Annotated in this window: 25 protein-coding genes and 2 pseudogenes; 13 read left to right on the top strand and 14 right to left on the bottom strand. The window is 70.1% G+C overall.

All coding sequences use genetic code 11. The features are described 5' to 3' along the window. Positions 1-51 precede the first annotated feature (51 nt). Both istB and istA read right to left on the bottom strand, forming a co-directional pair. Positions 52-825: an IS21-like element helper ATPase IstB gene (gene istB, locus AW27_RS33820; RefSeq protein ID WP_037931107.1), complete on the bottom strand. Its 774-nt coding sequence runs from the start codon at positions 823-825 to the stop codon at positions 52-54. Then, positions 822-2,426 (bottom strand): IS21 family transposase, encoded by a 1,605-nt coding sequence (gene istA, locus AW27_RS33815; protein ID WP_037931105.1) that lies wholly within the window; start codon positions 2,424-2,426, stop codon positions 822-824. The genes istB and istA overlap by 4 nt, the downstream gene beginning before the upstream one ends. Before the next feature lie 105 nt (positions 2,427-2,531). Here istA and AW27_RS33810 point away from each other — a divergent pair, with 105 nt between their 5' ends. From AW27_RS33810 to AW27_RS33800, 3 genes and pseudogenes are all read left to right on the top strand, one after another. After that, positions 2,532-3,203, top strand: a complete 672-nt coding sequence (locus AW27_RS33810) for a hypothetical protein (RefSeq protein WP_157840356.1) — start codon at positions 2,532-2,534, stop codon at positions 3,201-3,203. Positions 3,204-3,496: 293 nt separating this feature from the next. Continuing rightward, positions 3,497-3,664, top strand: coding sequence for a hypothetical protein (locus tag AW27_RS33805; protein WP_304949973.1), 168 nt, complete (start codon positions 3,497-3,499; stop codon positions 3,662-3,664). Positions 3,665-3,746: 82 nt separating this feature from the next. Continuing rightward, positions 3,747-3,884, top strand: a pseudogene (locus AW27_RS33800) (IS5/IS1182 family transposase); the annotation flags it as partial. 103 nt (positions 3,885-3,987) lie between these two features. Here the strand turns inward: AW27_RS33800 and fxsT are convergent. From fxsT to AW27_RS33785, 3 genes are all read right to left on the bottom strand, one after another. Next, entirely contained in the window at positions 3,988-6,342 is a 2,355-nt protein-coding gene (fxsT, locus tag AW27_RS33795) for an FxSxx-COOH system tetratricopeptide repeat protein (RefSeq protein ID WP_304949972.1), read from the bottom strand. Between the two features lie 175 nt (positions 6,343-6,517). Beyond that, the gene (locus AW27_RS33790) at positions 6,518-6,874 is read right to left on the bottom strand and encodes a hypothetical protein (RefSeq protein ID WP_172671444.1); all 357 of its coding nucleotides are present in this window, start codon (positions 6,872-6,874) and stop codon (positions 6,518-6,520) included. Between the two features lie 569 nt (positions 6,875-7,443). Next, positions 7,444-7,785 (bottom strand): hypothetical protein, encoded by a 342-nt coding sequence (locus tag AW27_RS33785; protein ID WP_236647902.1) that lies wholly within the window; start codon positions 7,783-7,785, stop codon positions 7,444-7,446. Between the two features lie 105 nt (positions 7,786-7,890). Here AW27_RS33785 and AW27_RS33780 point away from each other — a divergent pair, with 105 nt between their 5' ends. After that, on the top strand, positions 7,891-8,457 hold the full coding sequence (locus tag AW27_RS33780; RefSeq protein ID WP_236647901.1) for a BAR domain-containing protein: 567 nt from the start codon (positions 7,891-7,893) through the stop codon (positions 8,455-8,457). On the opposite strand, the gene AW27_RS33775 is transcribed toward AW27_RS33780, so the two are convergent. Continuing rightward, complete coding sequence (locus AW27_RS33775; RefSeq protein WP_304949971.1) at positions 8,375-9,106, bottom strand: IS5 family transposase; 732 nt, start codon at positions 9,104-9,106, stop codon at positions 8,375-8,377. The two genes, AW27_RS33780 and AW27_RS33775, sit on opposite strands and share 83 nt — an antisense overlap. Before the next feature lie 113 nt (positions 9,107-9,219). Here AW27_RS33775 and AW27_RS33770 point away from each other — a divergent pair, with 113 nt between their 5' ends. Further along, on the top strand, positions 9,220-10,833 hold the full coding sequence (locus AW27_RS33770) for an IS4 family transposase (protein WP_304949932.1): 1,614 nt from the start codon (positions 9,220-9,222) through the stop codon (positions 10,831-10,833). Positions 10,834-10,846: 13 nt separating this feature from the next. On the opposite strand, the pseudogene AW27_RS33765 reads toward AW27_RS33770, so the two are convergent. Beyond that, positions 10,847-11,011, bottom strand: a pseudogene (locus AW27_RS33765) (IS5 family transposase); the annotation flags it as partial. 129 nt (positions 11,012-11,140) lie between these two features. Next, positions 11,141-12,157, bottom strand: coding sequence for a TnsA-like heteromeric transposase endonuclease subunit (locus tag AW27_RS33760; protein WP_370466728.1), 1,017 nt, complete (start codon positions 12,155-12,157; stop codon positions 11,141-11,143). A 210-nt stretch (positions 12,158-12,367) separates the two neighbouring features. Here AW27_RS33760 and tap point away from each other — a divergent pair, with 210 nt between their 5' ends. Together tap and tpg are read left to right on the top strand one after the other, a co-directional pair. Then, entirely contained in the window at positions 12,368-14,437 is a 2,070-nt protein-coding gene (gene tap / locus AW27_RS33755; protein ID WP_037930925.1) for a telomere-associated protein Tap, read from the top strand. 90 nt (positions 14,438-14,527) lie between these two features. Continuing rightward, positions 14,528-15,082, top strand: coding sequence for a telomere-protecting terminal protein Tpg (gene tpg / locus AW27_RS33750; protein ID WP_037930923.1), 555 nt, complete (start codon positions 14,528-14,530; stop codon positions 15,080-15,082). A 197-nt stretch (positions 15,083-15,279) separates the two neighbouring features. On the opposite strand, the gene AW27_RS33745 is transcribed toward tpg, so the two are convergent. Further along, on the bottom strand, positions 15,280-16,266 hold the full coding sequence (locus AW27_RS33745; protein ID WP_304949970.1) for an alpha/beta fold hydrolase: 987 nt from the start codon (positions 16,264-16,266) through the stop codon (positions 15,280-15,282). 142 nt (positions 16,267-16,408) lie between these two features. Between AW27_RS33745 and AW27_RS33740 the strand changes: the two genes are divergently transcribed. Continuing rightward, positions 16,409-17,011 carry a helix-turn-helix domain-containing protein gene (locus AW27_RS33740; RefSeq protein WP_037930921.1) on the top strand — a complete coding sequence of 201 codons (603 nt, stop codon included), beginning with the start codon at positions 16,409-16,411 and terminating at the stop codon, positions 17,009-17,011. Positions 17,012-18,101: 1,090 nt separating this feature from the next. On the opposite strand, the gene AW27_RS33735 is transcribed toward AW27_RS33740, so the two are convergent. After that, positions 18,102-18,641, bottom strand: a complete 540-nt coding sequence (locus AW27_RS33735; RefSeq protein ID WP_236647899.1) for a ParB N-terminal domain-containing protein — start codon at positions 18,639-18,641, stop codon at positions 18,102-18,104. Between the two features lie 86 nt (positions 18,642-18,727). Then, positions 18,728-19,447 (bottom strand): hypothetical protein, encoded by a 720-nt coding sequence (locus AW27_RS33730; protein WP_052031408.1) that lies wholly within the window; start codon positions 19,445-19,447, stop codon positions 18,728-18,730. Between the two features lie 421 nt (positions 19,448-19,868). Between AW27_RS33730 and AW27_RS33725 the strand changes: the two genes are divergently transcribed. After that, complete coding sequence (locus tag AW27_RS33725; RefSeq protein WP_037930915.1) at positions 19,869-20,339, top strand: lamin tail domain-containing protein; 471 nt, start codon at positions 19,869-19,871, stop codon at positions 20,337-20,339. A gap of 674 nt (positions 20,340-21,013) precedes the next feature. Here AW27_RS33725 and AW27_RS33720 read toward each other — a convergent pair. Further along, entirely contained in the window at positions 21,014-21,310 is a 297-nt protein-coding gene (locus AW27_RS33720; RefSeq protein WP_037930932.1) for a hypothetical protein, read from the bottom strand. A gap of 756 nt (positions 21,311-22,066) precedes the next feature. After that, a complete protein-coding gene (locus AW27_RS33715) occupies positions 22,067-22,210 on the bottom strand; it encodes a hypothetical protein (protein ID WP_157840345.1) in 144 nt (47 codons plus the stop codon). Between the two features lie 72 nt (positions 22,211-22,282). On the opposite strand from AW27_RS33715, the gene AW27_RS33710 reads away from it, so the two are divergent. The 4 genes from AW27_RS33710 (at position 22,283) to AW27_RS33695 (ending at position 24,533) form a co-directional block, all read left to right on the top strand. After that, positions 22,283-22,648: a hypothetical protein gene (locus AW27_RS33710; RefSeq protein ID WP_304949969.1), complete on the top strand. Its 366-nt coding sequence runs from the start codon at positions 22,283-22,285 to the stop codon at positions 22,646-22,648. A gap of 808 nt (positions 22,649-23,456) precedes the next feature. Beyond that, on the top strand, positions 23,457-23,819 hold the full coding sequence (locus tag AW27_RS33705) for a hypothetical protein (protein WP_157840344.1): 363 nt from the start codon (positions 23,457-23,459) through the stop codon (positions 23,817-23,819). 79 nt (positions 23,820-23,898) lie between these two features. Next, entirely contained in the window at positions 23,899-24,342 is a 444-nt protein-coding gene (locus tag AW27_RS33700) for a hypothetical protein (RefSeq protein WP_037930910.1), read from the top strand. A 68-nt stretch (positions 24,343-24,410) separates the two neighbouring features. Next, positions 24,411-24,533 carry a hypothetical protein gene (locus tag AW27_RS33695; RefSeq protein ID WP_269084609.1) on the top strand — a complete coding sequence of 41 codons (123 nt, stop codon included), beginning with the start codon at positions 24,411-24,413 and terminating at the stop codon, positions 24,531-24,533. Between the two features lie 48 nt (positions 24,534-24,581). Here AW27_RS33695 and AW27_RS33690 read toward each other — a convergent pair whose 3' ends face one another. Next, entirely contained in the window at positions 24,582-25,649 is a 1,068-nt protein-coding gene (locus AW27_RS33690; RefSeq protein WP_304949968.1) for a helicase associated domain-containing protein, read from the bottom strand. Between the last annotated feature and the right edge of the window lie 249 nt (positions 25,650-25,898).

The following is a 25,898-nucleotide window of genomic DNA, read 5'->3' as shown; positions in this document are numbered from 1 at the left end:
CCCCAGGGGTTGTGGTCACGTAATTCCCCAACCCCTGGGGTGGTGCCTTGATCAGTTGGCTGAGGGCTTATCGGGCTTGTCGGCGGGGTTCCTTGGGCGCTTGTTCGGGCGGTAGCTGGGGCCGTTCATGATGACTTGGTGGCTGGTGTTGATCAGGCGGTCGAGCAGGGACTCGGCGACGACGGGGTTGGGGAAGAGGGGATACCAGTCGCTGGGTGCCCGGTTGCTGGTGATGATCAGGGAGCGTCCCTGCCGCTCGGAGACGAGTTCGTAGAGGTCGTCGGCCTGGGCCGCAGTCAGTTGGCGCATGGCGAAGTCGTCGAGGATCAGGACGTCGGGGCGGATGAGCTCGCGCATGCGCTTGTCCCAGGTGCGGTCCGCGTGGCCGCCGGCCAGCTCGGCCAGGATCCGGCTGGTCTTGGCGAACCGGACGTTCGCGCCCTGCCGGACGGAGAGATGGCCGAGGGCCTGGGCGACGTGTGTTTTGCCGACGCCGACGGGCCCGAACAAGATCACCGACTCTCCGGCGTGGAGCCAGCGCAGTGCGGCCAGGTCCCGGATCTGGGCCGCGGGCAGCTTGGAGGAGGCGGTGAAGTCGAACTCCTCCAGGGTCACCTGCTGCTCGAACTTCGCGCGTTGGAGCCGTCGTTGGAAGGCCACGGTCTCGCGGCGGGTGATCTCGTCCTGGCAGAGGACCTGAAGGAAGTCCAGGTGTCCGAGCTCGCCGCCGTGGGCCTGGGCCAGCCGGGCGTCCAGGGTCTCAAGCATCCCCGACAGCCGAAGCGTCTTGAGCGACTCGCGCAGGGCGGTGTCCAGCACGCTCATCGGGCGGCCTCCTCGGCATCGCCGGCGTCATCGTGACCGGGGTCGTCGTGGAGTTCGTCAGAGATCTGGGAGGGGATGCTCGCGGCGAACAGGCCCTCGGGGCCGTGGAGGAAGGCCGCGGCCCCGGCGTCGCCGGTCTCCGGCTCGGGGTCGGTCTCGGTCCCGGCGATCAGGATGCCCTTGATGGTGCGGTAGGACGGGTCGCCGACCGTGATCGCCTTGGTGCAGGCGGCCTCCAGGCGCTGGTCGCCGTACTTCTTCCGCAGGCCGAGGATCCCCTGGGCCGCGCGGAGCCGGTAGAGCGCGTTGACCTCCAGCAGCAGGTCGATCACCTCGCGGCAGGCGTCGCCGACCTCAGACGCCTGGCTGCGGCACCACATCGGCGTCTTCATCTGAAACGCGATCTTCTCCGGCGGGTAGTCGCCCGAATCGGTGCGTTTTCCCTGGTCAAGGGCGGCGTGGGTCTTGACGAGGTCGCCGTCGTGGAAGACCTGGACCATGGTCGTGGTCGAGCGGACATCGACCTTGCGGCCGATCAGCTTCCAGGGCACCGAGTAGAGGGTGCGGCCGACCTTGATGTGGATGTCCGGGCCCACGGTCGCGGTCGACCAGCGGGCCAGCACGAACGGCTTGTCCGGCAGCGGCAGCAGGGCCGCCGACTCGACCGCCTCGAACACCGCCAGCGGCGATGCCCCTCCCAGCGGCCGGCACTGCCTGCGGCCTGCGGTCCCGCTCGCCCAGGTCACGGCCTCGGCCTGCATCTGCTCGACCGAGGTGAACTGCCGCCCGCTCCAGAACGAGTCACGGACATAGGGCATCGGCCGCTCAACCCGCGGTTTGTCCTTCGGCTTCGCCGCGCGGGCCGGGTCGACCAGCGTGCTGTAGTAGGTCGCGAGCTCGGCATACGACTTGTTGATCTTCGGGTCGTAGAGGTCCGGCCGGTCCACGGCCGTGCGCAGGTTGTCGGGCACCAGCCGGCGCGGGACACCCCCGAAGAAGCGAAACGCTTCGACGTGGGCCTGGGTCCAGGCGTGCTGGTCCATGTGGACGACCGGTCGCACGAACATGTGCCGTGAGCTGGGCAGCACCATCACGAATGCCCAGATCCGGTGCCGCTTCCCGGTGGCCGGGTTGATCCACTGGCCGAGGAAGCCGTAGTCGATCTGGGCCTCTGAGCCCGGCTCCACGTCGTCCCGCAGCACCGTCACCCGAGACCGGGCCGACTCATCGGGCAGGTTCTCGGTCACCCACCGGCGGAACGTCGAAAGCGACACCGTCAACTTCCCCTCGTCCCGCAGGCGCTGGTGGATCGTGGTGACTGTGGTGGTCTCCAGCAGGCCCTTGACGTACTCGCGGTGCGGTTCGATCTCCGCCCATGTCACCTGGTTCAACCGGCGGCTCGCCAGGTCCGGGAACCAGACCTTCAGCAGCTTGGCCCAGTCCGCCTCGCTCATCGGCGGCCCACCCGGGGCGAGCCCGGCCTCCTCCGCCGGCGCCAGATACTTCCTGACCGTCTTTCGGTCCACCCCCAACGAGGCCGCGAGCTGGTTCTTCGACCGGCCCGCATACCAGTGGACGTAGATCTCGACGACATCGACCACCTTGAACGTTCTCCTTGCCATCCGGAATGTCCGCCGACCTCTCGGCCTTCGGTCGAGGGACGGTGACGACTCCACGACGGTCAGGACCCTCAACCCGGCACGGACATGCCCAAGGGGATCCTGAACGATTCGGGGCGCAAGCCTCATCAGCTTTCAAACCACTCATTGAGGGAACGTCCCCGCCGCGAAACCGGGCTGACCAGGACAGATAGCTGTGGCATGCTCGCCCGCGTGATTCATGCCCCAGATGGCGGATGGTCCTTCGCGACCGCACGGGAGGCAGCCAGCTTCGGTGCCGGCGAGCTGACAAGCGTTCCCGGCGTCGAACATGCGATGGCCGAGAGCGGGACGCTCTGCGGCATTCCGGAGCACCAGGTCACCCGCTATATGCATCTCTTTGAACCAGCAGAACCGCAGGCGTGTCCGGAATGCCGCCAGCGGGCCGAAGCGGCTCCGACAAAGCCGTGTGCTCAAGAGCGACTTCACGACAGGCTCCAGGCCGCCGACCCGGGACAGGGCCGCGACGACCTACTCGCCGCCTTGCGCAGAGGGGTGAAAGTGGGCCTATGGCTCCGCGGTCCCGCCGCAACCCTGGCCAGACACTACGCAGACCTCGACTCGCTGACCGAGGGGGCCGAGCCCGCCATCGAGGCCTTCAACACCACCACGAACCTCGGCCTGGCACGCGTCGAAGACGGCGCCTGGCGCTTCATTGCTGTGCTACCCGAGGACGACGGCCGCCCGCTCGTCGCGCGTGGGCCCCGCACTCTCAGCTGACAACGCTCAAGGCCCGCGAGGTCGGCGCCCCCTTGGGGAAACGTGACCGCATGGGTGGGGAATTACCTGACGCGAAACCAGTCACCGCTGGGGAAAACGCTGACCGTCGACAGACAGAGCCAGGCGGGCGCTATGTGCCTGGCCTTGGCGCGCCTTTTATTCAGTCGGATCGGTCCCCAGGCCGGGGTTCCGTTACGTCCCTCGCCGTCCCGGGCGGTTCCTGCCCAGATGGGGACCGAGCTCAAACGGCCGACGCTCCTCTCACATCACCAGCCCTCCTGTGAAGGGGCACCATGTCCGACACCATCCGACACCTGATCCTCGATGCCATACCGAATCTGCTCGGCTCGCTCGCCGCCGCTGTCATCGAGACAGTTGCCTGGGCACGGCGACGGCTTTCCTGGGGCTGCCACAGCGCAGGCACCTGCACAAAGGACAGCCGGAACAGCGACATCAACTGATCCTTTCAGTGCTGCAGCAAGTCGAGATCAGTGGAGTATCGCCCCGTGCATAGTCGACTTCCCGTTCGGACCAGCGGTGGACCCTGGCAAGCACCACTTGATCACGGACCTAACCGGCATCCCGCTCGCTGTCACCCTGACCGGCGGCAACCGCAACGATGTCACCCAGCTCGTTCCACTGCAGGCAGTGCCGCTGGCGCTGCGGGTGCGGCCCAGCAGGGATGCCGCCGGCGTGCCGTTTCTGCGGTGAATCAGCGCGCCCGCCTGGGTGATGGCCTCGCCGCTTCCCTCCCGGCCGGACTGGCGGGCAGAAGAGGTTCGGATTACCCGACATCAGGATCCCTTCGATCGGCTCTATGCCGCCAGTACGCGAGGTTGTGGCGGGTGGTGAGGGTGTGGGGGTGGTCCGGGCCGAGCACCCTCAGCTGGTCGGTCAGCAGATCGGCGAATGCGGTGACGGCGCCGGTCGCGTCCCCAGCCTCGCCCCGCCACCGCGCGAGATGGTGGCGGGTGTTGAGGGTGCCGGGGTGGTCCGGACCGAGCACCCTCAGCCGGTCGGTCAGCAGATCGGCGAGTGCGGTGGCAGCGCCGGTCGCGTCCCCAGCCTCGCCCCGCCACCGCGCGAGGTTGTGGCGGTTGCTGAGGGTGCCGGGATGGTCTGGTCCCAGCACCCGCAACCGGTCGGTCAGCAGATCGGCAAATCCGCTGGCAGCGCCCGCCGCATCTCCAGCCCAGCCCCGCCAGTACGCGAGGTTGTGGCGGGTGGTGAGGGTGTGGGGGTGGTCCGGGCCGAGCACCCTCAGTTGGTCGGTCAGCAGATCGGCGAGTGCGGTGGCTGCGCCGGTCACATCCCCTGCTCGGCCCCGCCACCGTGCGAGGTTGTGTCGGGTGGTGAGAGTGCCGGGGTGGTCCGGTCCCAGCACCCTCAGCCGGTCGGTCAGCAGATCGGCGAATGCGGTGACGGCGCCGGCCGCATCCCCAGCCTCGCCCCGCCACCGCGCGAGGTTGTGGCGAGTCATGAGCGTGTCGGGGTGGTCCGGGCCGAGCACCCTCAGCTGGTCGGTCAGCAGATCGGCGAATGCGGTGACGGCGCCGGCCGCATCCCCCGCTTGGCCCCGCCACCGTGCGAGGTTGTGGCGGGTGGTGAGGGTGTGAGGGTGGTCCGGGCCGAGCACCCTCAGCTGGTCGGTCAGCAGATCGGCGAATGCGGTGACGGCGCCGGCCGCATCCCCAGCCTCGCCCCGCCACCGCGCGAGATGGTGGCGGGTGCTGAGAGTGCCGGGGTGGTCCGGGCCGAGGTGGCGCTGGCTCTCGGCTACGACGTGCTGGAAGTGGCCGCAAGCGGCGGTGGCCTGACCGGACTCGCCGAGACTTCGGCCGTCGCGGTCCAGCACGGCATGGACGTCCGGCTGGTAGAGAGCTTCTTCGGAGTGGCTGGTGAGGGCGGTGGTGTTGGCACGCAGGGTCTGGGCTAGGTCTGTGTCGCGTTCGACCTCGGGCCAGACGGAAACCAGGGAGGCGGCAGTGGTACGGGCGAGGGTGTCGCGCTGATCGGGGGTGAGGGTGTCGCGGACGGCGCGTTGAGTGAGCTGGTGGACGCGGACGGCCTGACGGGGTGTGTCGGGGGTGTGCTCGATGAGGTGGAGTCGGTGCAGGGCGCGTAGGGCGGCGGTGGCCTCGGCCTCGGTGACCGGGGCAGGCTTCGGTGTGCCACCCGCGGTGGGGGTTCGGCAGGCGGTGAGGTGAGTGAGTGCGGGGGCGCTGGTCAGGACGGTCTGGGGGATGCCGTTGGGGTCGAGGAAGGCGGCGAGCTGCAGCATGGGGCGAGCCAGACCGCAGGGGCGGAGAGCGTCGGCGCGGTCCAGGGACAGTGTGAGGGCGGCGGCCGTCGTGTGGTTCTGGTCGTCGGGCAGGGTGTCGGGGGCGGCGTCCGCGAGCGCGGTGGCGCGGTCGGCCAGCAGGGCTCTGTATGCCGGGATGGTGACGCCAGCGTCGACGAGGTAGGCCGTTGCCTGGGACAGGGCCAGCGGCAAGTGTCCCAGGTCGGCGGCGAGGGTGGCGAGTTGGTCATCGGGTTCGGCACGGTCGTGCACGGCCAGCGCCTCGGACAGGTAGGCGACGGCCTCGGCGGGAGTGAACAGACCGACCTCCATGAGACGGCGGCCGACGCCGGTGAGCGCGGCGTCGCGGCGGCGGGTGGTGACCAGGACGCGCCCCAGCGGGCTGGCCGGTGGCCACAGGCCGCGCAGGTCGGCCGGTTCGGCGACGTCGTCCAGCACCACCAGCCACCGGCACAGCGCCGCACCCGGCTTGGGCGCGAGCCATGCCAGGAACGAGACGGCGGCCCGGTCCGGATCATGGGGGTCGCCCCGGCACAGCTCGACGCCAGCCTGCGCATACTGGGTCACCACGGCCGAGCGGGTTGCGGCGCTCACCCACACCAGTACATCCACTGTGTCGTCCCGCCATGCCGTGTGCGCGTAGTCGGCGGCGAGCTGGGTCTTGCCCACCCCGCCCATTCCGGCCAGCACCTGGCACAGCGCCGCCGTGCCCCCGCTCTGCACGGCCGTACTTAGCCGGTCCGCCTCGGCGCGGTGCTGGAAGGATTGCACCCGGGGCGGGACCGCACCGACCTGGTGCGGCCAGGAAGCCGGTTCCTGTGGCCCGCGCTGGTGCACGGTCAGGCTCCCGCTGACCGAGGTCGCACCGGGCCCGATCGCGATCGCCGCCCCTGTGTCGAATACCTGCAGTACGGCCGATGGCGCACCACCGCTGCTGGGTACGGGGCCTCGATAGCCGGATACCGCCTGCCCACCGTCCGCACCACCGTCGGCTGAGGGGGTGCCGCGGTGGTCAGGTGTACTCGACACCCGTGCTCGCCTCGCTGCCGGGGCCTTCCGCGCGCGCGTTCCCGGTCCGCTCGGCCGTCGCCGACCCGCTCCCCTCACCTGCAGGGCGCCGTACCCCGGTCCTGGCTCTGCCTCCGCCGATGACCTCGGCCTTGCCCGACCCGACGGCCATATCCACCAACCCCTGCCCCCGCCCCAAAAACGGCTGCTGGAACAGTGCCCAGACCAGGGCGGCGATCGCCACTGTAGCCTGGACCGATGCCCCGACCAGCTGCCCGGTATCCGGACTGTTCAGCAGCCAGAGCAACGGTGTCGAGACGATGCCCGCCACCGCCACCGTGATCTTCCAACCTCGTGTCAATACCCCTCCCTCCCCGGAACCAGTCGTCACCAGAAACTGACGGCTCCTCCACTGATAGCAGCAGCACGCCCCGGCCACCACAGGTTCCTCAAATCTAGGGCCTGTCCGCTGCCCGGTCAGGGCAGCGTGCACAACTGCTCTGCGGCACAAGCCGATTCCGCGGTCGACGTCGGCGCTTCCAGGCCTGCAAAGCCACGTGTGCGGCGTAGCCGGCCGGCTCGCTCCACTCCGGAGTCCAGTGCTCCACGACGAGCCGGCCCAGCAGGGGCCAAGCCACCCCGCCGCGCTCGAAGTGACCGGCCCCGCTTGCGGTCCAGCGTCAGCCGAGGCTGTCCGGTCTGTTTCGACTCCGTTTCCGACTCCGGCCCTTCGACGAGCGGCCCCGCACCCCTGCTCGTCGCGTCCACCAGAGGACATCGCCGCCTGCACGGAGCGGATGCGGCGATGCCGATGGCGTCGGGGGCGCTGCTGTCGTGCCCGGGGCCTGAGAGGTCGTTTTCGGATAGTTTGCGTCGCCTCTGGTGCCCCACCTCAGTCACTTCGCAACGAATCACCCTGACGAGCTGAAGTCAGTAGTCGATGCGGTCGTTCAGGCCCAGAACCTTCGGGTCGTCGCTGGGGAAGTTTCTGGGCATGCCCGGCACGTCGATGGTGCGCCCGTACACGCCGGCCAGGAACTCGACGGCACCGACTGGGAACTCGACCCAGTCGGCGTTGTCCGTGCGGACGACTACCGGCCAGGCGTCCGGATCCGCAGGGCTCGTCCTCCAGTAGAAGGTGTCCCCCGAATTGGACGAGGCCCAGGAGATAAGGCCTCCCGGCTGCGGGTAGGGAACGTAGTTCTCGGTGTCGCCCATCTCGTACAGATCCTGAAGGATCTCGTCATCCCTGGACTCAGTGCGTTGTGGCAAAGGGAGTCCCTGTTCGATGAACAGGGACTTCTTCGTGTGTGGGACATGATCGCGGAGATGTAGGGGCAGGCAGCGGACGGCTTGTTGTGGATCGAGGAGGATGCGATGCCGTCGGTGCTGGGGTTGATGGAACAGCGTGAGGCGCGGGCGAGGCAGGATCTGGAGTCCTGGACGGAGGTTCTGGAGCAGGCTCAGGCCGAGGTGGATGCCGCGTGGGAGCGAGTCGAGCGGGCCCGGGTGGGGCGTGAGGAGCTCGTGTCGGTGCTGGCGGAGGAGAGCCCGATGAATGCGCCGGTTGCCGTGCCGTCCGGCGGTGAGATGGCTACCGCTGTGGGATCGGGTGGCCCCAGCACGGGTCGTGGCGAGAGGCCGCCGGTGTGGCGGTCGGGCATGGGTGAGGAGGAGCTCAGTGGCCTGTATCGGGAGGTGTTCGCCGCTGCGGTGACCGCTTCGGGACCGGTGAACGGGGTGGAGCTGACGCGGGCGGTGGGCCGGGAAGCGGAGATCAAGAACGAGGTGGAGAAGATCCGGCACCGTGCCTATGTGCTGGAGAAGCGGGGCTGGCTGGTGCGGGCGAGGGACGGACGGTTCATGCCCGCGCCCGGGGCGGTCGGCCGGGACGATTCTCCGGCCAGCGCGGAGCATCGCCGGCCAGGCGCCGGGACAGCCTGATCACGGCGGCCCACCACACCATCGCCGCGTGGTGATCGAGGCGTCGTTCGTGGTCGCGGTTGAGGCGGCGTGAGCGGGCCAGCCAGCTCAGCGTGCGCTCCACCACCCACCTGCGGGCCAGGACGACGAAGCCGCGCTGCCCGTCGGAGCGGCGTACGACCTCGACGCGCACCCCGTGGCGGGCGAACGCCTCGGCCAGTGCGGGGCCCTGGTAGGCACTGTCGACCCACACCAGCTTCAGCAGCCGGCCCGGCTGGTCCAGATACGTCTCCAGCAGCGCGGGGGCGGCTTTGGAGTCGTGCACGTCGGCCGTGGTCACGGTCACTTCCAGCAGCAGACCGTCGGTGTCGGTCAGGATGTGACGCTTGCGTCCGTCACGTGACTTGCCGCCGTCGTATCCGCGGCTGTCCTCGGCGACGGTCTCGGAGGCGTCGACCGACTGACTGTCGATGATGCCCGCGCTGGGCTCAGTGTTGCGGCCTGAGCGTTGTCTCGCCGTGCGGCGCAGGCGTTCGTGCAGTTCACGTACGTAGTCGCAGGTCCGCCAGCGGCGGAAGAAGTCGTAGACAGCCCGCCAGTACGGGAAGTCGACCGGCATGGCCATCCACTTCACGCCGTTGTCGACCAGGTAGCGCACAGCGTCGAGCATCCAATGCCACGACGTTAAGCGTTCAACGGTGATGTCAAGGGTGGGCGAGATGTGGGATGGGCCTCTGCTATCCAGGGGATCGACCAAGATCTTCCTGAGGAAGCAGAGGCTCAGTGGCCCAGTCTGTCACGGGCGGCGACGTGTTCGCGCCCGGTCACATCGGTGAGTTAAGCCAGGTCATCCCACCCGAGTTGGTGGATGCAGTGCTGGACGAGACCGGGGCGCGCGAGCGACGACTGCGCAGCCTCCCCTCGCGCGTTGGGGTGTACTTCGTGCTCGCACTCGCGCTGTTTGAGCATCTGGGCACCGGTCTGGTGTGGGGCAAACTCGCGGCCAGACTGGCCGTCCGGGTGCCGCAGCCCTCAGAGAAGGCGCTTCGCGATCTGCGTCGGCGAGTCGGGGTGGCCCCGCTCAAGCGACTGTTCGACGTGCTGGCCGGACCGCTGGGCCAGCCGTCCACGCCCGGAGTGCGCTACCGACGCTGGCGCACGGTCGCCTTCGACGGCTGCGGGAGCCTGAACGTTCCCGACCACGAGCGCAACCGGTCCTGGCTCGGCCGCACCGAACGGCGCCACGGGCCGGCGGGCTTCCCCCGGCTGATGCTCTTGACCCTGTGCGAAACCGGCACCCGCGGCCTGATAGCCGCGGTCTTCGGCCCCGCCTCCAAGGGCGAGACCGACTACGCCCACGACCTGGTCGGCCACCTGACCTCGGACATGCTCCTCCTCGCCGATCGCGCCTTCGACAGCAACGAACTGCTCACAGACATCGCAGCTCAGGGAGCGCAGTTCCTGATTCGCGCCACCAGCACCCGACGACCGCCCGTGCTGGCGCTGCTGCCCGACGGCTCCTACCTGACCCGGATCGGGGGCCTGTCGCTGCGGGTGATCGAGGCCGAGATCCGGGCCCGCACTGCCGACGGAGGCGACTTCGGCGGCACCTACCGCCTGCTGACCACGCTCCACGACCACCGCACCGATCCAGCTGACCACCTGGTGCGTCTCTACCACGAGCGCTGGGAGATCGAGATCACCTACCTGGCGTTGCGTCATACCCTGCTCAAGGGCCGAGTTCTACGGTCGAAGGACCCAGTGGGCCTCAACCAGGAGATGTGGGGACTGCTCACTCTCTACCAGGCCCTGCGCTCGGTCATGGTGACCGCGGTGGAGACGGTGCCCGGCTGCGATCCCGACCGGGCCAGCTTCACCGTCGCCCTGGAGGCCGCCCGTGACACTGTCGTCAGCCTGGTCGGGACGGCCGCGGCCTGTGGGCCGAGCAACCACTCCGACCTGGTCGGACACATCGGCGCCCGCGTCCTGCACGCGTTGCTTCCCGGGCGCCGACTGCGACTGTCCGCCCGCATCGTCAAGTGCGGAACCTCCCGCTACAACATCTGGAACCGCGACGGGCGTCCACGCGACAGCACCCCGATCACCGCCATCGAGATCACCGTGCACCCACCAGCCCTGCCCAGCGCGCAGGACCCGAGCCGGACCCTCTCCGGCCGCTGGGGCCAGCTCTGCCAGCTCATGGCCGCGAACTCCAACCAGGCCATGCACACCCGGGACATCGCGCGACATCTTGGACTCCCCGCCTCTGGGCGCCCCCTCAGCAGCCTCACCGCGCAACTCTGCTACTGGGCCCGCAACGGCCGGCTCATCCGCACCGCGCCGAACACCTACAGGCTCACCCTCCCCGACGCCTTGACGCCACCACGGAATCCTTAACTTCGTGGCATTGGTCGAGCATCTCGCGGTGGCAGTACGCCTCCGGACGCCCGCCCCGCTTGAGCAGCCAGGCCGGTACCGGCATCGCGGCACGGACCTCGGCCCACTCCGCGTCCGTCATGTCACTCGGATAGCACCGCGCCCGCCGTCCCGGAGCGATCGAACCGAACCTGTGCACGTAGCAGTCACACTCAGGGATGACCGTGGTGGACGCGGGTACAGCAGGGATGGTCAACTCGTCGCACAACGGGTCTCCTTGCTCGTGACCGGCCTCAACAACCACGTCACTACCAAGGGGCCCGTTTCTTCATGCCCACGACCGCACTGACATCTCTGCCCGAATGATCACCCGCACCGCAGGATTCGAACGAGATCCGGTTTGCCACAACGCACTCAGCGTCACCGCACGAGCGGACACCGCGAGCACCGCCCGGACCTGGCCGGCGAACCGCACCCGATCGCCCACACCGACCGTTGCCGGCCTCGACAGCTTGCGCATCTGACTCCCATCACCGTGCATGCCCGACCTCGGCCGAAGCAGGCCGTGGCCCCCGGCTCGCCGCTGCAGCCCGACGACATGACCTTCCGACGTGTGGACCACCGTGCCACTGCTCAGCAGAGCACCACCAAGGTCAGCGCGAAGTGCCCCCTTCCAGAGCAGGTGGAACAGGACAGGCAGGACGCGCAGAACGTTCCCCACCGCTTCGGCTCCTGCCCGCAGTTCCTGAGGCTGCCGGAAAACCTCCACCAGGCGCTCAGCGATGGCGCTCTCACGGCCGCACCGGCCGTGCCGGTAGCGGGCCAGCCACCGCACGTTCGCCATGAACACCGGATCCGGAACACCGACGTGCGCGTACTCCCAGCCCACCGCCGAACAGGCCCGCTCGGTAGCGGCGAACGCTTCCGCGGTCCGCTCGTCGACATCGTCCTCGGCGCGGACATCGACCACCCGGGCACGTCCGTCGGCCAGCCGTACGAAGTAGTCGGGCGCATGCCGCCGCTTCGCTTCCGCGTCGCGCCAGTGAAGCCAGAACGGCTGTGAGGCGATCCCCACCACATCTGGGACGAAGTCCAGCGGGATCAGCCGGTCCCGCTCCAGCCACGACTCGTAGCCCACATGACTGCCCGTGGTCACCGTGTAATACCAGCCCGCGAAGCCGCGGCCACCCTTGTTCCACCGGAACCCGCGTACAGGCGCTACGTCCTCGAACCGGACATCCCACCCGGATCCCAGCGCAATGCGTCGACGCCGACCGCTGTCGAAGAAGTCCAGGTCAAAGGCGCTCAGCGCAGGATCGCCGTACGCGCCTACCGGTTCCCCCACCGTCTCCCCAGGCAGTCAGCCTCAAACGATCACTCAACCTTCGGTGAGAAAACCTAGCGGTCACCAACCTTCGATGACAACGCTCAACCTTCGCTGCGAGAGGTCAACACGCACCGCCACCCCGCGCTCGCGTCCAGAACAATCAACCAAGGTTAAATCCAAGGCTAAGAAATGTAGGAATCTGGGGTTAAGGCATGCTAGGGTTGGCGTATGCCAACCGAGGATGAGCTGTTCGCGGCCGTGGATGCCCTGCTGACTGGTGAGCCCGAGATGCCGCCGCCGGCGGAGCGTGCCCGGCTGCGCGAGGCGGCCGGTATCACCCAGGCCCGTCTCGCCCAGGTCCTGCAGACCACGACCCAGTCGGTGAAGAACTGGGAAGCAGGACGCTCCGAACCCCGCCCGCCGCGCCGTCAGGCCTACCAGCGGCTGCTCGACGGCTGGGCCACCCAGCACCCCACCCGCCCGAACCCGCCCGTCCCCGCCTCGCTGTCCGGCACGCCCGCACCGGCCGCCCCGTCAGCGGAGCCCGTCAGCCCGGCCGTTGCCGAGGCCCCGGTCCGTCCGGCGGCGACGTCACGGCGCCCCGCCGCGAAGAAGGCCGCCAAACCCACCACCCCGGCCGATCCCCGCTTCCCCCACGGCCCGCTCGCCGTCCTCGACGGCGACGGCAACGCGTACGCCGCAGGCGGGGTCGTGCTGGACTGCCCCGCCACCACCATCACGGAGTTGGTGGAGTGGACGCTGAAGGAGTCCGGTCTCGGTGCTGCGCGTCTGAACCGCAACGGCAAGGACTCCGACCCGCTGATCGTCCTCACCGCCTCCGCCGCCGTGAAGCTCGGCCTCCCCGAACGGCTGGAGGGCCGTGAGGAGCGCCGCTCCCTGCGGCTCGCCGACGATCACCCGGTGGTGAAGCAGATCGGGAAGGCGAAGTGGCAGCTCACGCAGCGCGGTTTCGGCCCGTGGGCGCGGATCTACCGCAAGGCCCAGGGGAACGCGCGGCAGTGCGTGCAGCTCGCGGTCCTGTCCTGGGACGCCCTCGACACCCGCTCCTGGCCCGGCGTCGCCGAACTGGCCCCGGCCGACATCGCCCGCGTCCTCGGCGTCTACGCCCAGCGGGTCATCACCCCGCGCGGCTCCACCGCCGTCTCCGGGCTGGAGCTGATGACCGCGCTCCGCCCGCCCACCCGGGCCGTGCAGGAGAACGGCACCTGGATCTCGGGCCACAATCCCGGCAGCCTCGGAACGGACCCGATGGACCCGGCGCCCCCGGAGGCGATCGGCGAACACCCGGTCGTCGTCCGCTCGGGCTGGAGCGGGGGTTTCCTGAACGAGGAGGCCTACCAGTGGGTCCGCGACCCCGCCCTCCTCTCCGACGAGGAGTGCCTGCTGCCGTACGCGGTCGGCCTGGACCTGAACACCGCGTTCCTCGCGGCCGCCGCTCGGCTGACGGTGGGCCTGTCGGCACCCGACCACTTCCACGGGCCGGTGTTCAACAAGAAGATCCCCGGCTCCTGGCTGGCGGACCTCTCCGGCATCGAACTCGACCCGCGTCTGCCGTCGCCGTTCACCCCGGACGGCACCCGGCCGACGGGACCTGCCTGGTACCAGACCCACACCCTCGCCTACGCCCAGGAACTCGGCCACGACGTCCAGCCGATTGAGGCCTACCTGCGCCGCGAGACCGGGGCGTACCTCGACCCGTGGCACGACCGGCTCAAGACCGCGTACCTGGAGACCCTCGCCGACCTCGGCGTCACCGCCGACCTCACGGACGCGGAGTTCCTGGCGGCGATGGAGCACCACAAGCAGACCGACCCGGCGATGGCCGCTGTCCTCGCGGCGATCAAGGCCACGGTCAAGGGCGGCATCGGCAAACTCCGTGAACGCCCCCAGGGGCGCACCTACCGCGACGGCGACCCCTGGCCTGCCATGCAGCGCCCCACATGGCGCCCCGACATTCGGGCGGCCGTGATCTCGAAGGCGCGGGTCAACATGCACCGCAAGCTCGCCAACATGGTGAAGCTGACCGGCCTGTATCCGCTCGCGGTGCTCTCCGACTGCGTCGTCTACCCCAGCCCCGGCGCCTCGCCGCTGGACTTCCTGCCGTACGCGGCGTCGGGCAAGTCGCTGATGGGCGGCTTCCGCCTCGGCCCGACCCCCGGGCTGGCCAAGCTGGAAGGGGTGCAGGAGATGGCGTGGGCGGTGGACCTGATGGAGAAGGGCCTCAACCCCGCCCGCCACATCAAGGGCGGCGACGCCGTCCTCGACGACGGCGAATAACACCGAGCCGTGGCCTCCCGCGACCGGAGGCCACGGCTCACCGACCGCTCACCGTGCACGACCCGGACACCTGTCAGGAGCTGAACCGCTGTGGGAGAGATCGAGGACGCCATCGGCCGCGCCGACCAGGAGGCCTTCACCAAGGCCCCGCCCAAGACCCTCAAGGGCCAGATCAACTTCCTGCTCAAGCAGCTGGGGACCACCCGCGCGGTCGCCGCCGAACTCGGCGTCAGCCAGCGGTCCGTCGAGCGCTACCGCAAGGGCGACCGCAAAACCCCGCCCAAGCCGGTCGCCACCCGCATCGACACGGCCGTACGCGCCCGCTGGCAGCCCGTGGTCCGCGGCCGCCGCCGCAAGGAAGCCGCCACCAGCACCGGCATCACCGTCGAGACCCGCGCCCGCTTCGGCTACACCGCACCCATCGGCACCACCGACGACGGACGGGTCCGCCGCCTGACCGTCCACCTCCCGCCCGCATACGCCCAGCGTCTCTTCGACGCCCGAGCCCGAGGCGCCGCCGACCGCGACCTGCGCGCGATCGTCGCCGAGGGCTTGCAGGAGATCTACTTCAAGGACGGCGGCACCCGCGCCGACCAGCTCCGGGTCGAGTTCACCGACATCGACTACTTCGACGTCTCCTTCTGACCCCCGCCACCGGCCCCGCTCCCGGCAGAGCCGCATGAGCCGGGGCACGATGGTTGTCACATAGGCATGCTTGTTGTCACTGCCGTGGTGGAGTACGTGTGGTGCGACTGTTCGGCACCATCGAGCAGACCGCCATACGCGCCCTCGGCGCGGCCACCCGAAACGCACCCCCAAGCTGCCCAGACAGCCCGCCTGGTTCAGTCCTGGAGGGTGGCGAGCCAGTCGGTCAGCAGGCGGTTGACCTCGTTGGGGCGTTCCTGCTGGATCCAGTGGCCGCAGCCGTCCAGGAGGTGGGAGGCGGACAGGGCGGGGAGGGTGGTGGGGTAGGCGTCGATGGCGTCGGCCATCCAGGTGGTGGACGCGTCCAGTGCGCCGCCGACGAACAAGGCGGGCTGTTTGATCGGGGCTCCCCGGTGGGGGGCGAGGTCTGCCCAGTCGCGGTCCATGTTGCGGTAGCGGTTGAGGGCGCCGGTCAGACCGGTGCGCTCGAACTCCGCGGCGTAGATGTCGAGGTCTTCCTCGCTCAACCATGCCGGGAGCGGGCCGGCGGGGAAGCGGTCGCGCAGCTGACAGCCGCGGGAGACGAAGTGCGGGTCGGGTTCGCCCTCGGCGGGCATGGTGTCGGCGGACAGGGCCGCGTAGAAGCCGGCGAGCCAGTTCCGTACGTCGGGCTCGATCTCCGCCTCGGCGCGGCCGGGCTCCTGGAAGTAGGAGACGTAGAACTCCTGCTCAGGGCCGCCGATCTGGCCGAAGACGTCGGTCGGGCGCGGGCCGCCGGGCGGCGCGTACGGGACGCTCAGCAGGCCGACCGCGCGGAAGACTCCGGGGTGCAGCAGGGCGGAGGCGGCGGCGATGTTGGAGCCCCAGTCGTGGCCGACGATCACCGCGTCCTCCTCGCCGAGGGCGCGCACGACGGCGACGTTGTCCTCCACTAGGTCGAGCATTCGGTAGGCGTCGGTCGCCTCCGGCTTGGAGGAGCGGCCGTAGCCGCGCACGTCGATCGCCACTGCCCGGTACCCGGCCGCGGCGAGGGCCGGGAGCTGGCGGCGCCAGGAGTACCAGGACTCGGGAAAGCCGTGCACGAGCAGGACCAGCGGGCCGGTGCCCTGCTCGGCCAGGTGCAGGCGCCCGGCCGGGGCTTCGACAATGCGGTGGCGGAGTACGGCGGTCGGCTCGGGCTGCATGGGATTCTCCTCGGTTCGCGGGCGGCTGGCGGGTACCCGTCGATCATGCGGCGCGGCGGCCCCTCGGTGCGATCAGCGTTGCCATTCTGGCAAGATCGCAGGACAGAGCGCTGGAACGGTACGGCAAGAAGGAGCGGGAAGGGTGGCAGTCGACGACGTGGACGGCACGCTGGCCGCGATGGGGCCCCGGTTGCGGGCCGCGCGCGAGCACTACGGCGCGACGCTCGCCGGTGTCAGCTGCGCGACCGGCATCTCGACCAGCACGCTGTCGCGGATCGAGACCGGCCGGCGCAAGCCCACCCTGGAGGTGCTGCTGCACCTGTCGAAGGAATACGGCGTCTCCTTGGACGAGCTGGCCGGCACCGTGCCCCGCTCCGGGACCGAGCCGCGTGCTACGGCGCCGCTGAGCTTTGGTGACGACAAGGCGGTGCTGCCGCTGACCCGGTACGTCGGCGGTCTGCACGCCCACAAGCACGTCCTGCCCGCCCTTGAGGACCCGCCCGCGCGGCCCCGTCAGGTCTCCCACGACGGCCACGAGTGGCTGTGCGTCCTGTACGGGCGGCTGTGGCTCGCCCTCGGCGACCAGGACCTCATCCTGACCCCCGGGGATGTCGCCGAGTTCGACACCCGCACCCCGCACGGGGTGGCGAACGCCAGTCCCAGCGGTCCGGTCGAGTACCTGATCATGTTCGGACCCCAGGGCGAGCGTCTACGGCCGCGCAGCTGGTCGTCGAGGAACTGGTGACAGAAAGGCTGCTGAACGAGTACTTGTGACAAGCCGCGTGCCTCGCTGGTGACAGCCACACTGCTTCGTTCGGTCGCACTCGCCACGTCATCCGGCTCTGCCGGTGACAACTGGCGTGCTTCGGCTCAGCACCTGTCCGGGTGCGGCGCACGCCCACATCCGCGCGTCAACGCCGGGCCTGACCCGGAAGAGGCGTGCAATGGCCACCGCTGGGAGCCGTCCTCGGACGGGTGGCTCTATTCACGAGAACCGGCTCTGGCGCAACTTCTGTGGCGCCTGTAACTGTCTAGTCCCCGGAGCTCGGCTGCTGCATGATCTCGGGCATGGACCCACAGGTGATAGCCGTCGTCATCGCAAGTCCGACGGCACTCGTGGCCGCATTCGCGGCCTACATGGCAGGGCGTCACCAAGGCCACGGAGCTCACCGCGGTCCCATAGACGCAGTCCGCCGGCAGCACCAACGGGACGCCTACGCCGCCTTCCTGCAGGCCGCGGAATCGTATGCGTACGGGACACGGCGCACCGTAACACTCGCGCAGGCTCGTGCCGAACTCACCAGTAGTGGGGCTGCTCACGACAGTGCGGGCATAAATGCGCGCGCCGTAGTTCTGCGGGCGGAGGCTGCAGAGAGGGATGCCGCCCTGCGGGCGACACTCCCCGTCGTTCAGCTCGAAGGGCCCGAGCGTATCGCTGAGCTCGCCCAGGAGGTTGCAGGCGCGGCCTTTCAGATTCGGCTCGCTGCTCGGCAAAGGGACTACGCCGACAGCACCTCCGTGCAGGCTGCCCGCGATGAGCACCATCACCTCACCACGGCCATCGCCGCCTATGTGACCACAGCCCGCGATCACCTGAACGGTGACAGAACGGGACGCTGAATGTGCTGTGCGGCCACTCCACAGAACTTGAGCCAGAGCCCGTTCTCGTGAAACAAAGCCAGACGGGCCGCTCCCGGTCCCCGGGGCGCTGTTGACCGAGGGCAGGGCCCCGGCCGCCGTCACACGTAGCCGGTCACCGCCCCCGGTCGACAGCATCCACCCGACCTCGGACCAACGATCGCATTCACGGCCCTGGGTGAACTCGGCTTCTCTTGCTACGCCAGACGCTTCTTCGGCCGGGGTTGGGCGTCGAGGAGGGCCCACCAGGCGTGTCCGTCGTGGTCGGTGTGGGCGCCGCACGCGTCCACGGTGTGTAGCACCGCCACCTCGGTCGGCACGGCTCCTGCCGAGTCCTGTCCGGCGGTCTGGTGGTTGAGGGCCATGACGAGGATCTTGGCGTCCTGGTCGGCGAGGTGGACGCTGACGCGTTTCCCGCCGGCCGCCACGGCCGCGCCCACCAGGCCGTGGACCGCTTTGAGGAAGTCGTGCTCGTCCAGGAGCGGGTAGTCCCACTCGGCGACGGCGAGCGCTGCCTGCGCGGCGGCCTTCTTCGCCGCCCACCGGTCCGCACGGAACGCCAGCACCCGCGCCCGCCGGCTGGTGACGACCAGCCGGGGCAGCACCCCGGTGAGCGACTTCGGCTTCGTCGCCGGCTGCGGCCGCGGCGGCTCCACCGGCTTCTTCTGCGGCGGCGGCGACTTCGGAGGGTAACTCGGCGGAACCTTCGGACCCCTGGCTTCCACAACCTCGCTCATACCCCGCCACGCTACGCCCGCCGACGCTGGCCGCGCACCGGCGTCGACCACATCCGCCCCGCGGGGACTGCCTGTTCGGGGCAGGTTCAGTGCAGGTAGTCGTTGAGGTAGGTGGAGGCCGCAGCCGTGCTCGTGCCAAGTGCTGCGGCCACCTCCTCGATCGGCACGTTCCGATCGTAGAGCTCGTACGCGGCGTCCTGGCCGGTCTGGGCGATGAGGTGCCGTAGGTCGGCGAGGGCCTTCAGCGCGACGAGCGGCTCGTCGGCGGCCAGGTCGCCGAGCTGCCGCACGAGTTTGGCCAGGAGCCCGACGAGTCCCGCGGGGAGGGGGACGGCCGCGTCGCGGATGGCCGACAGGTGAGCTTCGTAGTCGGCGATGGGCCCGGAGAGGTCGATGTCCGCTTCGTAGAGCGGCTGGTCGGTGGGGAGGGTGGTCCGGTCGAGTGGGTACTCGGCTGCGCCCCGCCATCCGCACGTGCAGCTGCCCCGCAGCAGGACGGCCCGCGGTCGGGAGAACCGGCCGTCGTATGTGTGCCATCTGGTTGAGGACGGCATGTGGCTTCCGCTGCCGACGTCGTAGTAGACCGGGCCCGGTTCGCTGCGGTCGGCCAGCAGCACCGACACCGCTCCCTCGTGCGCGGCCCCCGACGCCTTGAGCACCCTGTCCACCACAACCAACCCCTCCCCGCCGAGCACGCGATCGGGCCAGTCCGAGAGCTGGTCCAGGACTTCCAGGCTGCCGCGCCCGGAGTGCTGGCGTACCGGGATCCACCGAAAGCGGTACGGGACCGGCTCCCGCAGGGCCACAGCACCGTCGCCCGAGACCGGCCACCCTGTCCCGCCGCACGGCGACACACGTGCGGATCGTAGGCATGTGTGCGAAGAATTCCGCAGAACGGTTGTTACGTGATCGCCTGGTCCGGGCGGGTGAGCCAACCGAGAAGTGCACCCGGTGGTGCGCCGGAGCGTGTTGACCCTGATGTCCGGTTTGCGGGGCGGGTGGATGTAGCAGTCAGTGAATGTCAGGGGCACGCTCGCGGGAAACGCATGCAGCGTGCAGGTGACTGTGACGGATATGTCCACGTCTGGTAACCGGCGTCGGTGGGGGCTGCGGCGGGGGTCGTGTCGGGTCGAGAGTTTGGTCCTCGGCTCAACCGGGCCGAACCGACAGGCACCTTCACCAGTGTGTTTCGGCTGGTGGGGTGCTGTTCTTGAGGGAGCGTCACCTATGTCTTCTGCTTCTTCCTCCGTACGCCGTATCGCCGCCACCGTCCTGGCGGCCGGTGCGATCGTCTCCGCCGCCGCACTGCCGGCCGCCGCGCACGACGGCGACCGCCACCACCAGCAGCGGCCGCGGGTGGAGATCAGCCGGGTCCAGGCCGACAGCCCCGGACGCGAGGACCGCTCGAACCGCTCTCTCAACGCGGAGTGGGTGGAGATCCGCAACACCACCCGTAACCCGATCAACCTCCGCGGCTGGACCCTGCGTGACAACGACGGCAACCGCTACCGCTTCGACAACGTCCGCATCGGCTCCCGTGCCACGATCCGCATCCACACCGGCATCGGCCGTAACACCCGCACCGACCTCTTCCAGGGCCGCCGCGACTACGTCTGGGACAACCGCTCCGACACCGCCACCCTGCGCGACGACCGCGGCCGCACCGTCGACACCGAGACCTGGGGCCGCCGCCGCTGACCCACACCACCCGCAGCCGCACCACACGGCCGCCGGCCTCTGACCGGCCGCGGACACGCGGGCCGTCGCCCCTCTCCCGGGCGGCGGCCCGCACTGCTGCATCCGGCGGGTTCGCGGCCGACGCAGAGCCGTTCGTCCTCAATGTCGCCCAGGTCGCGTTCACGGACTCGTCGTTGCTGAACGTGCTGCGCACCATCGGGCCTGGCGGTGCTGGCCGGCCGGTCTCTTTCCTGCCCGGCTTCGCCGTCTGCTGGAAGTGACCGCTGCGCTGGGCATGTTCGAGGTCCGTGGCGGCGCCGCCACTCTGTCTGGCTGCTGGTCGGCGCGTGCTGTGCCGGTGCGTGGGCAGCAGGGCTCTGCTCCCGGACGGCCCGGTCCCGGCGAGCGGGCGCTTCCTGGGCGCTGCTCGGGGGAGAACGGCGCTATCGATACGCGGCAACCGTCACCCTCTTTCCGGCTGGGTTGTCGACCGCTCCGGAGTACCCGTCACCCGGCCGGTACAGCCGGAGGTCTTCCACCGCGCGGGAGGACTTCGGGCGTGTCAGGCTTCAGCGGGGATTCCGGTGGCGCCGGAACACCCACGCACGCAGGACCCGGCCGGTGCCCCGTAGTCACCGCCGGCCGGGCCCTGCGCGGGCTCACCAGAACGTGCCCTGCCCGAGGCCGAACCAGGTTTACGAAGTCATGTGACGACGGGTGCGAAGCCGGCGGATGCCCTGGACGGCGTAATCGGCGGCCATGAGCGCGAAGCCGGTGGCAGCGAGCCAGAACCAGGACTCCGCCACCGTCAGACTCAGGAGCAGCCCGCCCATCAGTATCAGGGTCCCGAAGGTCTCCAGCAGCTCGAGGCGAGCCTGCGACCGCAGCGCACGATCGTCGCCACGCAGCCGCCGGACGATGGGGACGAGGCCCAGAACTTGCAGAGCGGCGAGACCGAGAGTGATCCACACGTACCAGCCGTGTATGTTCACGGCGCGCACTGTACCGCCCACCGGGACGACCAAGATCCGCAAGGGTAACTCGCGGCGTGCTGCGACCCCAGCGGTTGCCGCCCGGGCCACGGCGGGCGAGCGCCGGTGTGGACACGGTGCCGTGGCGCTGGGCGCGAAACCGTTGGTGTGTCCCGTCGTTGAACGGCTGGGACGCACACCGCTCCGGACACTCCATCCGTTCCCCCGGTCCGCCCGGAGCGGGCCCGCGGCCTGACACCTGACGCGTCCTGTCCGCCGTTGGCAGCTGACGCGTCCTGTCCGCCGTTGGCAGCTGGCGCGGACGTCCGTGGTGGCAGCGTCAGGTGTCAGGACGCCCCTCACCAGGGCTGCTTCTCAGCCTGAACGGGCGGCTGCGGTCCAGACGCGCGGTGAGGGTCGCCTTCAGCCGCGCCGGCATGGCGTGCGCGGATGAGGTCCGGTGCCCAGAGCGTTCCGGGGTTAGCACCACCACCGGGCCGCCCCAACGTCACCCGCCGCCCGGGCGGGCCAGCCGGTCGGCGTGAACTACCCGTCCAGGTCCGCCCCCCGAAGGGCCTGGCGCAGAGCCCGGCGCAACGCGATCTCGGAGGACATCGACCGCGCCAGGGTCCGCAGCGCTTTGCACTGCGCGAGTTCCTCGGCGAGGAGGTGGGCGGCTGCATGTCCCAGGGCGAGCGGCCGGTAGCCGAGCGTCCGCGCGATATCTGCCTCCCGTCCGTTCAGAAGGTGTTCCGCGCTGTCAGCGGTGACGCGTTCTTACAGATAGTTGACGGCTTCAGCGGGGGTGTAGACGTCGATGGTGATGCGAGTGCGCCCGCCCCCGGTCAGGCGCGGGTCGTGCAGGCGGGTGGTGGCCATGGTCCATCCCGTACCGGGCTGGGTCGGGAGGGCGGCCACCACGGCCCGATGGAGGCCGGGTCGCTGACGTCGTGCAATACCACCAGCCAGGTCCGGTCGGTGGTGGCCCGTGAGGTGCTGCAGCGCACTGTCCGTACCGCGGTCGTGCACTTCCGGATGGTCGCGGTGATCAGGGAGGTTCTGCCGGAGCGGGAAGCGGGTCTCCTGGTCGGCTCGCGTCAGTGGCCGCTGTTGGCCGCCCGTATGCAGCGGCTCGGCGAACAGGACGGCGTCGACACCGTCGCCCGGCACCTGAACTGCCGCACCGTCGGTGCCTCCTGGATGGAAGCCACCGGCACGGCTGTGGTCGGCTGCCTCGTGGAGGCGATTCTCACCTGCCTGACCACCCGGCCCGCCTTCCGGCCCCGGGTCTCCGCGACGGCTGCCCGGTGCCGCTCGGCCCCGCGCCCGTGGCTGCGGCGCCCGGTCAGTCGGCTCTGACCCCGGCCGCGGGCCCCGCGCTCGTCGCCGGCTGCCCGTTCCGGGCAAGGGAGCCGGGCGTGCTCCGGTAGACGCTCGGTGCTGTAGCACCGGAGCGGGGGGCCGGCACGGCTGGCCGGGCTGGGGGAGGGGTGTGTGGGGTGGTGGTCGACGCGGTGCGGTGGTGGTGGGGGTCTTTGGTGTGTGGGGTCTGGTGTGTGGCACACCTCTGGCACTTTTGACTTCGGGTTCTTGTCCGGCGGGTGTTTTCCCGTTGGGCGGGACGCAGGACGGGGGTGGTGCCGAGGGTTTGGTGCATGAGGCCTCCGGGGTGGCTGGGCCTTGGCGGTTGTGAGGGCAGGTCTTGATGCGGCCGGGATCGACGTCGCCCGGATCCTCACCGACGCCCACCAAGCCGGAGCGGGCGTCGACCAGGCCGTCGCCGCCGTCACCGCGGCCGCCCCCACCGCGGCCCCGGCCGCTCCTACCGCGGCCCCGGCGGCGGCCGCCGCTCCGGCTCCCGCACCCGCGGCCGGCGCCCGGATACCGGCCGACGACCCGTGGGCACCGCCCACCCGACCGATCCCCGCTCCCGCCAGCTCCTGCTCCCGCTCCGGCAGCTCCCGCTCCCGGGCCGGTCGGCGCCGCGAGGGATGTGCTGGCCGAACGCATGGGCGCGGCCGGTGACCTGTGGGCCGCGCCCGCCCGCCCAGTCCCCGTTCCGGCACCCGCCCCCGTTCCGGCACCCGCCCCCGTTCCGGCACCCGCCCCCGTTCCGGCACCCGCCCCCGCCCCTGCGGGCGGGCCCGCCCCGGCCCCCGCCGCGTCCGTGCCTGCGAGTGCGGATGCGAAGCGGGTATGGGGCCCGCTGACCGAGGGCCTGACCGTTCCCCGCGACCTCGACCTCGGCAACCGGCCCCGCGCCCTGAAACAGCTCAGGGTGCAGCCGGCCGCGCACTCCCGGATGGTCGCGATGATCAAGGAGGTCCTGCCGGAGCGGGAAGCCGGTCTCCTGATCGGCTCACGCCCGTGGCCGCTGCTCGCCGCCCGTATGCAGCAGCTCGGCGAGCACCACGGCACCGACACCGTCGCCCAGCACCTGAACCGCCTCACCACCACCACCTCCTGGCAGGAAGCCACCGGCCCCGCTCTGGTCGGCCGCCTTTCGTCGACGCCACCCTCACCTCCCTGACCACCCCGCCCGGTACGCCGGCCGCCGCCCGGCCCCGGGTCTTTCCGATGACACGCGGAACTGGCTCTTCGTCGCCCTCGTGATCGGTGCCTTCCTGGCAGCCGTTTCGATCGTGGTCGGCTACGCCGCGGCCTTCGGCTGGCTCCGGATCGGCAACGGCCAAGACGTCTCGACCGACGACAAGCTCGTGCGGTGGTACGGGACCAAGGGCCGGAAGGCTGTGCTGACAGTCGCGAAACGTCTGTGGATTGCGGTCGGCGCGGCCCTCGGGTCGCTGGCCTGCCTGATTGTCTCCCCCGGGCTGGTGTGGCTCGGCCCGCCGAAGAAGCCTGTGACCGCACCGGTGACGGTGACCTACCGTCAGAATGGCCAGACCACGGCAAAGGCGTCCCTGTGTGGCACCATCACCGCCGGCCCCGCGCCCCAGCGCATCTCGCTGCGCGTGACTGACGGGCCTGCCACGCAGACCATCTCACTTCCCGCCTCCTGGGTCGAGAAGATCGAGCCCACGAAGAACTGCTGACCAGACACGCCGACGGCGCCTCACCGGCCTCCACCCCGGCGGCCCGCTGGTTCCAGAACGCAGCAGCAGTGGGCGCGGGACTCTGGCTGCTGCTCGCCTTCCTGTTCGGTCTGGGGGACGGCTGCTCGGCGCAGGCCGAGCAGCCGTCCCCCACGCCCCCGGCATCCGCAGAGCCGTCCCCCGGGCACTGACCGGGCAGCGACAACCGCGTGGGGCGGCACTGACAGGCCGCCGCACCCCTATCCGGCGGCCCAGTCGATGCCGAGGTCGGCGAGGGCGCCGAGCTGCGCGGTGTCGAGTCGGTTGCGGCGGGCCTTTTGGTTGCCGATCCAGATGCCGACGCGGTGGGGTCCGTCGGGGAGTTCCTCGATGGCGCTGCGTCCCGGCATCCGGCCTTCCCGTGCGATGTACTGCGTGAGGGCTTGGAGGCCTTTCTGGAAGGCGTCCCCGCCCGCCCGCGGTCCGGACGCCGCCCCCGTCTTCACCGCGGTCTTGCGGGCCCGTGAGGCCTTCTTCACGCCGAGTTCGCTGAGCCGGCGCTGCTGCTCGGTGTTTAGCCGGTCCCAGTTCCTGCGCTGTGTGGCGAGCCAGCGTCCGACGTCGTCTCCGTGTCGGGTGACCCCGGGTACGACCGCGGCCGGCTGCGCGCCGTCGGCGAGGAGCTGCGTCAGGTAGGTGTAGTGGCGTTGCCAGTCGACCGTCCATCCCAGCGCGGCGGGGTTCCAGTCCGGATCGACCGCGGCCAGCGCCGCGGCCCGTCGCTCGGCGCGTACGGGGTCCTTGCCGAGCCCGCCGGGCCGGCGTACGTTCGTCAGCCACTGCCCGATCTGGACGTCCATGATCGCTGCGCCCCGCGGCGCCGCGAGGCTTCCGTGGAGCTCGTGGTAGGCGCGTGCCGCCCCGAGGTTGGCTTCGAAGCCGGCGTCGGCGGTGTCCCACACGATCCCCAGCTCCTCCAGCTCGGCCGCGCGTTCCCCGGTCATGGTCCCGGCTCGGTACGCGCGCCGCTGGTCCGAGAGCCACCTGCCGAGGGGGAATGTTCCCGCGGTCTCGACGTGCTCGTACGGGACCTCCAGATCCCCCTCCCGCTCTCGGTACCGGTAGGCGGCTTCGGCTCCCCGGCGCCAGTCCTGCCGTTCGGTGTGGATCACCTGGTAGCTGATCCACTTCGCGATCAGCGCCGGGTCCCGCGGCGTCGCGAACTTCAGCAGCAGCCGCGACTCCTCCTCACCCTCCTCCGGCTCCTCACCGACCGGCTGTGACGGGTCCACGATCCTTTTCTGCTGTTCCTGCGGAATGGCGAGCATTTCCACAGCCTTTTCATCATGCGCCCGAAATCCCGCCAAAACACGCACCAAAGGCCTATAGGAATTCGATGAAAGCATGTCCTCCGGCTTTTCGCCTTCCCGCAGGAAAACGGGCACGATCAGGGTGGCCATCTTCCCCTCACCGGGCTTCTGCCGCAGAGCCCGCCCGATCGCCTGGACGATATCGACGGCCGACCCCTTCGGATCGATCAGAGCCACGCTGTCGGTGGCCCGAATATCGACCCCCTC

Origin of the sequence: Streptomyces sp. PCS3-D2, from assembly GCF_000612545.2 — a bacterium.
GTDB lineage: Bacteria > Actinomycetota > Actinomycetes > Streptomycetales > Streptomycetaceae > Streptomyces.
The sequence above is the reverse complement of the archived record's forward strand: the minus strand, read 5'-3'. Positions and strand labels throughout refer to the sequence as shown.

Excerpts from the sequence above, each read along its gene's own strand:
- istB (WP_037931107.1), bottom strand. The coding sequence starts at position 825 with ATGAGCGTGCTGGACACCGCCCTGCGCGAGTCGCTCAAGACGCTTCGG.
- AW27_RS33810 (WP_157840356.1), top strand. The coding sequence starts at position 2,532 with ATGCCCAAGGGGATCCTGAACGATTCGGGGCGCAAGCCTCATCAGCTT.
- AW27_RS33805 (WP_304949973.1), top strand. The coding sequence starts at position 3,497 with ATGTCCGACACCATCCGACACCTGATCCTCGATGCCATACCGAATCTG.
- AW27_RS33780 (WP_236647901.1), top strand. The coding sequence starts at position 7,891 with ATGCCGTCGGTGCTGGGGTTGATGGAACAGCGTGAGGCGCGGGCGAGG.
- AW27_RS33775 (WP_304949971.1), bottom strand. The coding sequence starts at position 9,106 with ATGCTCGACGCTGTGCGCTACCTGGTCGACAACGGCGTGAAGTGGATG.
- tap (WP_037930925.1), top strand. The coding sequence starts at position 12,368 with ATGCCAACCGAGGATGAGCTGTTCGCGGCCGTGGATGCCCTGCTGACT.
- AW27_RS33745 (WP_304949970.1), bottom strand. The coding sequence starts at position 16,266 with ATGCAGCCCGAGCCGACCGCCGTACTCCGCCACCGCATTGTCGAAGCC.
- AW27_RS33735 (WP_236647899.1), bottom strand. The coding sequence starts at position 18,641 with ATGAGCGAGGTTGTGGAAGCCAGGGGTCCGAAGGTTCCGCCGAGTTAC.
- AW27_RS33725 (WP_037930915.1), top strand. The coding sequence starts at position 19,869 with ATGTCTTCTGCTTCTTCCTCCGTACGCCGTATCGCCGCCACCGTCCTG.
- AW27_RS33690 (WP_304949968.1), bottom strand. The coding sequence starts at position 25,649 with ATGCTCGCCATTCCGCAGGAACAGCAGAAAAGGATCGTGGACCCGTCA.